The 9003-nt window shown below is 39.4% G+C and carries 8 protein-coding genes; 5 read left to right on the forward strand and 3 right to left on the reverse strand.

Going from position 1 to position 9003, the window contains the following annotated elements:
• Window positions 1-91: 91 nt before the first annotated feature.
• A complete protein-coding gene (locus tag L2735_RS17465) occupies window positions 92-430 on the reverse strand; it encodes an ArsR/SmtB family transcription factor (RefSeq protein WP_248985927.1) in 339 nt (112 codons plus the stop codon).
• 299 nt (window positions 431-729) lie between these two features.
• Here L2735_RS17465 and L2735_RS17470 point away from each other — a divergent pair, with 299 nt between their 5' ends.
• The 4 genes from L2735_RS17470 to L2735_RS17485 all read left to right on the forward strand — a co-directional run bounded on the left by L2735_RS17470 (window position 730) and on the right by L2735_RS17485 (window position 3520).
• Entirely contained in the window at window positions 730-1401 is a 672-nt protein-coding gene (locus L2735_RS17470; RefSeq protein ID WP_248985928.1) for a response regulator transcription factor, read from the forward strand.
• 385 nt (window positions 1402-1786) lie between these two features.
• Entirely contained in the window at window positions 1787-2917 is a 1131-nt protein-coding gene (locus tag L2735_RS17475) for a M14 family metallopeptidase (RefSeq protein WP_248985929.1), read from the forward strand.
• Window positions 2918-2924: 7 nt separating this feature from the next.
• Window positions 2925-3242 (forward strand): zinc ribbon domain-containing protein, encoded by a 318-nt coding sequence (locus L2735_RS17480; protein WP_248985930.1) that lies wholly within the window; start codon window positions 2925-2927, stop codon window positions 3240-3242.
• Window positions 3239-3520, forward strand: coding sequence for a YeaC family protein (locus tag L2735_RS17485; protein ID WP_248985931.1), 282 nt, complete (start codon window positions 3239-3241; stop codon window positions 3518-3520). The genes L2735_RS17480 and L2735_RS17485 overlap by 4 nt, the downstream gene beginning before the upstream one ends.
• Window positions 3521-3631: 111 nt before the next feature.
• Here L2735_RS17485 and ansA read toward each other — a convergent pair whose 3' ends face one another.
• Together ansA and sppA are read right to left on the reverse strand one after the other, a co-directional pair.
• The gene (ansA, locus tag L2735_RS17490) at window positions 3632-4654 is read right to left on the reverse strand and encodes an asparaginase (protein WP_248985932.1); all 1023 of its coding nucleotides are present in this window, start codon (window positions 4652-4654) and stop codon (window positions 3632-3634) included.
• A 174-nt stretch (window positions 4655-4828) separates the two neighbouring features.
• Window positions 4829-6670 carry a signal peptide peptidase SppA gene (sppA, locus tag L2735_RS17495; RefSeq protein ID WP_248985933.1) on the reverse strand — a complete coding sequence of 614 codons (1842 nt, stop codon included), beginning with the start codon at window positions 6668-6670 and terminating at the stop codon, window positions 4829-4831.
• Window positions 6671-6833: 163 nt separating this feature from the next.
• Here sppA and L2735_RS17500 point away from each other — a divergent pair, with 163 nt between their 5' ends.
• Window positions 6834-8849: an NADPH-dependent 2,4-dienoyl-CoA reductase gene (locus L2735_RS17500; protein WP_248985934.1), complete on the forward strand. Its 2016-nt coding sequence runs from the start codon at window positions 6834-6836 to the stop codon at window positions 8847-8849.
• The last annotated feature ends 154 nt before the right edge of the window (window positions 8850-9003 follow it).

Raw genomic sequence — 9003 nt, forward strand, 5'->3', positions numbered from 1 at the left:
ATTTCACACCGCCTTATCGGCAATCGTCGAAATACGATTGACTGAGGCAGAATTAAACATAAATTTTTGGTTAATTAGCTATGTTTTATAATTAAAACAGCTGGCAATATTGTTGCTTGTAATCTTCTAATGCTTGACGATTAATGCGATAGCATATTTTGGGTGGATTGGGTTCTGCACAAATAAAACCTGCTTGTTTTAAAATACGGATATGTTCAGAAACTGTTGATTGTGCTAAACCAACTTCTGCGACCAGATCGCTACTTAAACAGCCACCAAGCTCGTCTAGATTAAACAGTATCTTTAGTATTCTTACACGGGCAGGGTGTGACATAGCCTTAGCTTGTGTAGCGAATGACTTTTCATCGATTAACTGCTGCTCCGTCACTCTGAAGGCTAATTGAGTACTTTTACCGCAATCTGTTGCCATGGATTAATCTCACTGTTAGCACAAATGTGAATCAACTATTTATATTTACACTCATATTTAATGTTTATATGAGATCCATATTTAAAGTGAGTAATAGTGAAATAGTTAATCGTCGATTAACGATAAGGTTATGCCTATCTCTGATCACTTGCAAACTATTTTGTTGGATTATGCTTATTTATCTTTAATTAGATAACGAAAAGTTAACTTAGATCTCAAATTTACATAAATATAGTAGTAATAACAAAATCACAGTGATAATCTAAATGGTAATTGTTCTTGTTTAGATTAAGCCCGTTATGAAAAAGATTCTCCTGATTGATCAACAGCTCACCAATAGTCTACAACTATGCCAGCAAATGGAGCCTATGGGATATGACATCCAGATAGTAGACAATAGCTTTAATGCGCTGGTGGAATTGGAGCGTAACGAATTTGAAGTTATTTTATTAGATTACAGTGTGCCGAAGATGGATTCGTTCTGGCTATTAATGGCCAAGCATTGCCAAACTCCGGTGATCGTATTAGTTAACAATAATGACGATCAGGAAAGAATTCACGCTTTTGAACAAGGTGCTGATGACTACATAGCCGCTCCTTTTAACGTTAAAGAATTACTGCTTAGAGTTAACGTGCTTCGAAGAAGGAGCGAAAAGGTTGTCCATCAATCTGACTTTGATGACATTTTGTTTGACGATGTGAATAACACAGTGATGTTAAACACCCAGAACTTAAAACTGACCCAAACAGAATATCGTTTGTTTAAGTATTTATTCCAGCGTAAGGGGGAAGTCGTCACAAAAGCAGAGTTACAAATGCGGGTGTTGCATAAAGAGCTAGGTGAATTTGATCGTAACCTTGATATGCATATCAGTAACACACGTCGTAAGATGGCAAAGAAATGCTTACCTCGTGAATTAATCAATACAGTCCGAGGTAAAGGTTACTGTTTTAGCCCTATTTTGATTTAGTATTCATTAGGTTTAATACACAGGGTGAAATAGACAGCACTGATGTTATCTAACACCGCTTAGATTACTAAGCACTATAATTAGCTGCTCATTAAGTTATTTAGATAAATTTAATGTTGATAACAAATAATGATAATAAATGCCGAGTACATTTTGTATTCGGCATTTTTTTTACCACTTTGTTAGTGATGCATGTAACCAATACACTGATAACCAATTAACTGACTTGTACAGTAAGTATCCTAGCTATGCTGCGATTTAGACTTGAATTAGACATTATTTGAACAGATGTGTCGTTGATGTTCAGCATTTGATTTTATTGAGTAACGGCATTTGATAAGATGCTGGCATAAAAATCGATAATAACCTTACATAAGGAAGTCCTATGCGTATTAACGCGAATTTTGATGGTGGCAACATTGAGACTATCAATTTAGACAAACACGATGACATTCAACTTGAGATTAGACCTGATGAAGGTGGTGAATTCTATCAGTGGTTTAACTTTCGTATGGAAGCTGAAATCGGTCAAACTTATATACTGAACATCATGAATGCTGGTACAGCATCTTACCCTAAAGGCTGGGAAGATTATCAAGCTGTAGCAAGTTATGATCGCCAACATTGGTTCCGTTTACCAACGACCTACCAAGATGGCAAGCTTTCGATTCAAGTCGATTTAGATTGTGAAGCCATTCAAATTGCTTACTTTGCTCCGTACAGCTACGAGCGTCATTTAGATTTAATCAGTTCTGTTCAATTACACCCATCTGTAAGCCTTGAAAACCTTGGTTTAACGCTAGATGGTCGTGACATGAGCTTACTAAAAATTGGTGATAATGACCCAGCTAAAAAGAACATTTGGATTACTGCAAGACAGCATCCAGGTGAGACAATGGCTGAGTGGTTAATTGAAGGTTTGTTAAATCAATTACTAGACAGTGATTGCCCAACAGCAAAACTATTACTAGATAAAGCCAATTTCTACATTGTGCCGAACATGAATCCAGATGGCAGTGTCAGAGGTCATTTACGTACTAATGCAGTAGGTACTAATCTAAACCGTGAATGGCAGTCGCCAAGTTTAGAACGCAGCCCTGAAGTTTATTACGTTACAAATAAGATGAAAGAAACTGGCGTAGACTTATTTTACGATGTTCACGGCGATGAAGGTTTACCATACGTGTTTGTTGCAGGCTGTGAAGGCGCGCCAAACTACACTGATCGCATGGCTAAGTTACAAGAGCAGTTCCTTGCAGCGTTAGGTATGGCAAGTGCAGATTTCCAAACTAAATACGGTTATGACAAAGATGAGCCAGGTAAAGCAAACTTAACGGTTGGTTCTAACTGGGTTGGTAACACATTCAAATGTCTAGCGAATACATTAGAAATGCCGTTTAAAGACAACGACAACTTACCAGACCCTGTAGTCGGTTGGTCGCCAGCACGTTGTGAATATTTAGGTGAAGCATCATTAGTTGCAATGCTTGCCGTTGTTGATAATTTAACCGAGTAGGCGAGTTATGGCGTTAATTGAATGTCCTTCATGTCAAAAGCGTATTTCGAGTAAAGCGAAAGAGTGCTCACATTGCCGTGCAAAAACTGACGGTGATAATGAGTCTGTTCGTATTATTAGTCACATCCAGCAATCCAATAAGTTAATGACTCACAGTTTTGTGTTTTTAACCTTATTTATCGCAGGTGTGGTGATTTGGTTTTGGGGTGGTGAAACAGCGACGGGCTTACAATCACAAATAGCCACAGGCTGCTTTGTATTTGGTTTTGTTGGCTACACCATCACACGAGCAAGGATTGTGTTACATAAACGGAAAAGCGTATGAATGATATCAATAAAGTCATCGATGAGATGCCAGACGAAGTATATCAACGTCTAAAATCGGCTGCTGAAACGGGTAAGTGGGAAGATGGCACTGTGTTATCTGCTGAGCAAAAAGAGTCTACTTTGCAGGTGGTCATGTTATATCAAGCCCGTAAATTATCACAGACCGATCATTTTACCATCGGTGCTGGTGGCAAAATTAACGAGCTATCTAAATCACAGCTTAAAAAAGAATTCCGCGGTGAATCGATTGCCGAATTTAAAGAATCTGATATATAGCGTTATATAAACTTTGCAATGAATTTATTGCTACGCAATAAAATAAAAAGCCGCATTAATGTAATGCGGCTTTTTTATTTTATTTCAAAAACTTATGTTTTTAGGTTTAAACTATTCTGTCAGTTCACCCAATAGGTTTTTCTTCATCGCAGATTTTACTTCAGCTGACGTCATATTTTTCGATAGCAAATAATGCAGTTTTGCTAACGCAGCTTCAATGGTCATATCTGAACCACTTATTACTCCAGCTTGTGCTAGTGCATTACCTGTAGCATATCCACCCATATTAACTTTGCCTTGAAAACATTGGGTAAGGTTAACGATCACAATACCGCGCTCATCTGCTTGTTTGAGCGTATCTAACAATGCTTTATCTTGTGGTGCATTACCGACACCAAATGTGAGTAAGATTAATGCTTTAACTGGTTGCATCAAAATATTAGCGAATATTTCGGTCGAGATCCCTGGGTACAGCGTAATAACACCAACGGGCTGAGGACTGATATTAATGACTTCTAATGGCATTAATGGCGCTTCGTTAGTGGGTTCTGTTATTTGGCCTGCTCTAAGGTTTATTTTTATTCCAGCTTCCAGTAATAGCGGGAAATTTGGAGAAGCAAAAGCATCAAAACCATCAGCATGTGCTTTAGTAGAGCGGTTACCCCTAAACAGTTTGTTATTGAAGAACAAACACACTTCAGCCACGGGGTAATTAGCGGCGATGTATAACGAATTCAATAGATTGGTTTGACCATCTGAGCGTAGCTGGGCTAACGGGATTTGAGAGCCCGTGACGATAACAGGTTTAGATAAGCCTTGAAGCATGAAGGATAAGGCTGAAGCGGTATAAGCCATGGTGTCAGTACCATGCAAAATCACAAAGCCATCATACTTGTCGTAATTTGCCTTAATATCATTAGCAATGAGCTGCCAATCAGTCGGCGCCATGTTGGATGAATCTATTAATGGTGAATATTCATTAATAACGAAGCTAGGCATTTCTTCATGATAAAACTCTGGCATTGATTTTACGCAATCAGTTAAAAAACCTGCCACAGGGGCAAAGCCATTGTCTGTTTTGCGCATACCTATGGTACCGCCGGTATAAGCGACGTATATAGAACGTTTTGTCATTGAAGTTAATTCTCAGAGCGAGTTATTATCAGATCTGCAAATTATACGTCTTAGATTGAGTAAAACCCAACAAAAATGCCCGCAAAGCGGGCATTTTTGAATATTGTTCAATTTAAGGCGTTAAAGCCGCTAAAAATCAAGCAGATCTAGCGGATTTGAAGACCTTATGGTTGTCTAATAGTTGCAGTGCTCGCAATAGAGATACATACCATTAGGATCATCAAACATGGTGAACTCTTCAATAACCGTTGACCACTGACTGAATAATTGTTCAACCATTGGCGATCGAGTGGACGCTTCTGGTAGGTAAGGCGATGCTGTGGCTAGCATTTTTTGGACGAAAATCTCTTCAGTGGAAAGTTCTCGTTCAATGATCTTAGTATCAAATTTTTCTATTTCAGCTAGTGCTGCAGCTTTTGCAACGGCGCTATCTATATCACCTAGCTCATCCACTAAACCCAGCTCTACTGCTCTTGTTCCTGACCATACTCGGCCTTGAGCAATACGATCCACTTGTTCAAGACTCATGTCACGCTCTTTGGCGACTAACGAAATAAACTCATGGTATCCATGTTCAATATGACGTTGTACAACTGCCGACACATTTGGGTCTAAAGCGCGGGTTGCAGAAATGCCAGCCCATTCTGATGTCGACACACCGTCTGAGTTTATGCCCCAATTAGCTAAGGCTTTTTCAAAGGTAGCAAACATGCCAAAGATACCGATTGAGCCGGTTAGGGTAGTTGGCGTTGCATAAATATAATCAGCACTCGCTGAAATCCAGTAACCGCCAGAAGCTGCAAGGCTACCCATACTAACAACAACAGGTTTGCCTGCATCTTTAAGTGCAATGACTTCTTGTCTAATTTTTTCTGAAGCAAATGCACTGCCACCAGGGCTATCAACACGTAACACTACAGCTTTAACTTTGTCATCGAAGCGTGCTTTTTTAAGTAGTGCAGAGGTACTTTCACCACCAATTTGGCCAGCTGGTTGTTTACCATTAAGGATATTACCTTTAGCGACAACAATCCCAACAGAGTCTTGTTCAATTAGGCTAGGTACTGGCTGCACTGCTGAATAGTATTCAGAAAAAGTAATTTGTTTGAATGATTCACCATCAGTGTCTTGGCCAACTTTTTCTACCATTGCTAAGCGAAATGCTTCATCGGATACCAGTTCATCGACCCAATTCATATTTAATGCTAATTGAGCTGAGTCACCTGAGACTTTATCGAGCTCAGTTAAGTAACGTTGTGGATTAAGCACAATATCATTTTCATTAATATTTCTGTTTGAGGCGACAATTGACTCATAGTTTTGCCAAATATCATTAAGTAATGCGCTGCTTGCTTCTTTTGCAGGTGCAGACATGTCATCACGAATAAAGGGCTCTACAGCTGACTTAAAGGTACCTACACGAAATACATGTGTACTGACGTTTATTTTCTCTAATGCTGATTTGTAAAATAATCTGTAACTGCTTAATCCTTCAAGGGATACAGCACCTTTATTATTCAAATAAATGTTATCTGCATAACTGGCAAGGAAGTATTGATTCTGTTCGTACGAATTACCAAATGCGACAACAGTTTTACCTGCAGCTTTAAACTTATTAAGCGCGTCGCCGACTGCAGTCATTTTACTGATACCGCCTGAGCGTAAACTTCCCATTTTAAGCACTATGGTATTGATACGCGGATCTTGTGTCGCACTGTCGATGACATAAATGATGTCTGAAAGTAATACTTCACCCTCAGGATCATCAGCCTTACTTTGTTTGAATACCGCCTCAATAGGATCAACATGTCTTTTTTGGTCGACTATATTTCCTGCAAGATTGAGAACCAATGCAGATTGATCAGGTACAACAATTTCATCGTCAGCACTTAATGTAACAATGATGATGGCTATAAATCCGAAAAATATAAGGTTTAAGATTATTTTACGAATACCATTAATGGTTTTCCAAATCAGGGTAAAGATTCTTTTTATAAGTGATGGTTTGGCGGACATTAGCCACTCCTATAGCATTCTAATGGTGTAATGCTAACTGATTATGCGTCACTTGGGTAAATTGAATTGTAACGGTTTTTAACAATAGCCTTGTTTAAGCATTGAGCTTATTAATCTCACGTTGTATGCTAGTTTAAATCACTTGTTTAAAAAGGATGTTTGAATGTCGTTCCCACATTTATTAGAACCCTTAGATTTAGGCTTCACTCAGTTAAAAAACCGAGTACTGATGGGCTCAATGCACACAGGTCTAGAAGAAGAAAAGGGCGGATTTGAGAAACTGGCCGCATTTTATAAAGAACGAGCTGAAGGTGGCTGTGGTTTGATTGTCACTGGTGGTATCGCTCCTAATTTTCGTGGACGTCTTGCACCACACGCTTGCCAACTTAGTTTTCCTTGGCAAGTGCGTAAGCATCGCATAGTGACAGATGCTGTCCATGAGGCAGATGGTAAAATCTGTATGCAAATACTGCATGCCGGGCGCTATGGTTATCATCCATTTACTCAAGCGCCGAGTAAAATCAAGTCACCGATCACGCCATTTACGCCATCAAAAATGTCAGGAAGACAAGTCAAAGGGACTATTGAAGATTATGCCAGTAGCGCTAAGCTTGCCAAAAAAGCAGGCTATGATGGTGTTGAAGTCATGGGTTCAGAAGGTTATTTAATTAACCAATTTATTAGCTCTCGTACCAACAAACGAACAGATGAATGGGGCGGCGGCTTTATTCAACGAGCACGCTTCCCGCTCGAGATTGTTAAAGCGATTCGTGAAAAAGTTGGTAATGATTTTATTATTATTTTCCGTCTATCTATGCTTGATTTAGTCGATAACGGTTCAACTTGGGATGAAGTTGTTAAGTTAGCTAAATGGTTAGAAAAAGCCGGCGTGACAATCATTAATACCGGTATTGGTTGGCATGAAGCCCGTGTACCGACTATTTCAACCAGTGTTCCTCGTGGTGCTTTCTCTTGGGTTACCGAGAAACTTAAATCTGAAGTTTCAGTTCCTTTAATTGCGACAAACCGAATTAATACACCTGAAATTGGCGAGTCAATCATCGCCTCTGGTCAAGCTGATATGGTATCAATGGCAAGACCATTTTTAGCCGACGCCGAGTTCGTTAATAAAGCTGCAGCAGGTCAGAGTGAATTAATTAATACCTGTATTGGTTGTAACCAAGCATGTTTAGACCATACTTTTTCGTTAAAGCGCGCTACGTGTTTAGTAAACCCGCGAGCTTGCTATGAAACTGAGATTAACTTCACCCCAACAACCAATAAAAAGCGCTTAGCCGTAATGGGTGCAGGCCCAGCTGGAATGGCTTTTTCGGTTTATGCGGCATCTCGTGGACATGAGGTTGTTGTATTTGAAGCTAAAGCTGAAGTGGGCGGACAATTTAATTTAGCCCGAAAAATACCTGGTAAAGAAGAGTTTGATGAAACGATCCGTTACTTCACTAATCAAATGAAACTGCATAATGTGGAATTGCGTCTTAATACTCGTCTAGATGCAGAAGTATTTGCTAACGAAAAATTCGATGAAGTAATTGTTGCATCAGGTGTCGTACCACGTGCATTAAACTTACCAGGTTTCGACAGCCCTAAAGTGGTTGATTACCAGCAAGTATTAAAAGGCGAAGTTTACATTGGTGAAAAAGTTGCACTGATTGGTGCTGGCGGTATTGGTTTTGATATTGCTCACTTTTTATGTGAACAAGAATCTACGACGTTACAGCCAGACAAATGGCTTAAGCAATGGGGTATTGATAAAGACTATGAACATGCCGGAGGTCTTAAGGATGCCGAGCAGCATACTCCTCAGCGTGAAGTTTATTTGTTACAACGCAAAACCACTAAGATGGGTAAAGGCTTAGGTAAAACGACGGGTTGGATCCATCGCAGCGTACTTAAACAGCACCAAGTTAATATGAAGACTGGTGTGAGTTACGAAAAATTTGATGAACAAGGTCTTCATATTAAAGTGGGAGAGGAATCTCAAGTATTACCGGTAGATAATGTTGTGTTGTGCGCAGGACAGGAATCAAACCGAACTTTAGTTGATGATATGAAAGCGACTGGTTTACCTGTCCATTTAATCGGCGGTGTTGATGTTGCTGCTGAATTAGATGCTAAACGTGCGATTCGTCAAGGCGCTGAACTTGCTATGACAATCTAATTTATTAGCGGACTATAAAAATAAAACCTAGCATTCTGCTAGGTTTCAGACTGCTGACAAAGCCCTAGACATTCGTCTAGGGCTTTGATCTAATAGAAGTACAGATAATAACCAAGTTTATCATCATGCTTCGAGAGCCTAGTCCACAACAATA

It is taken from the genome of Shewanella olleyana, assembly GCF_023283825.1.
GTDB lineage: Bacteria > Pseudomonadota > Gammaproteobacteria > Enterobacterales > Shewanellaceae > Shewanella > Shewanella olleyana.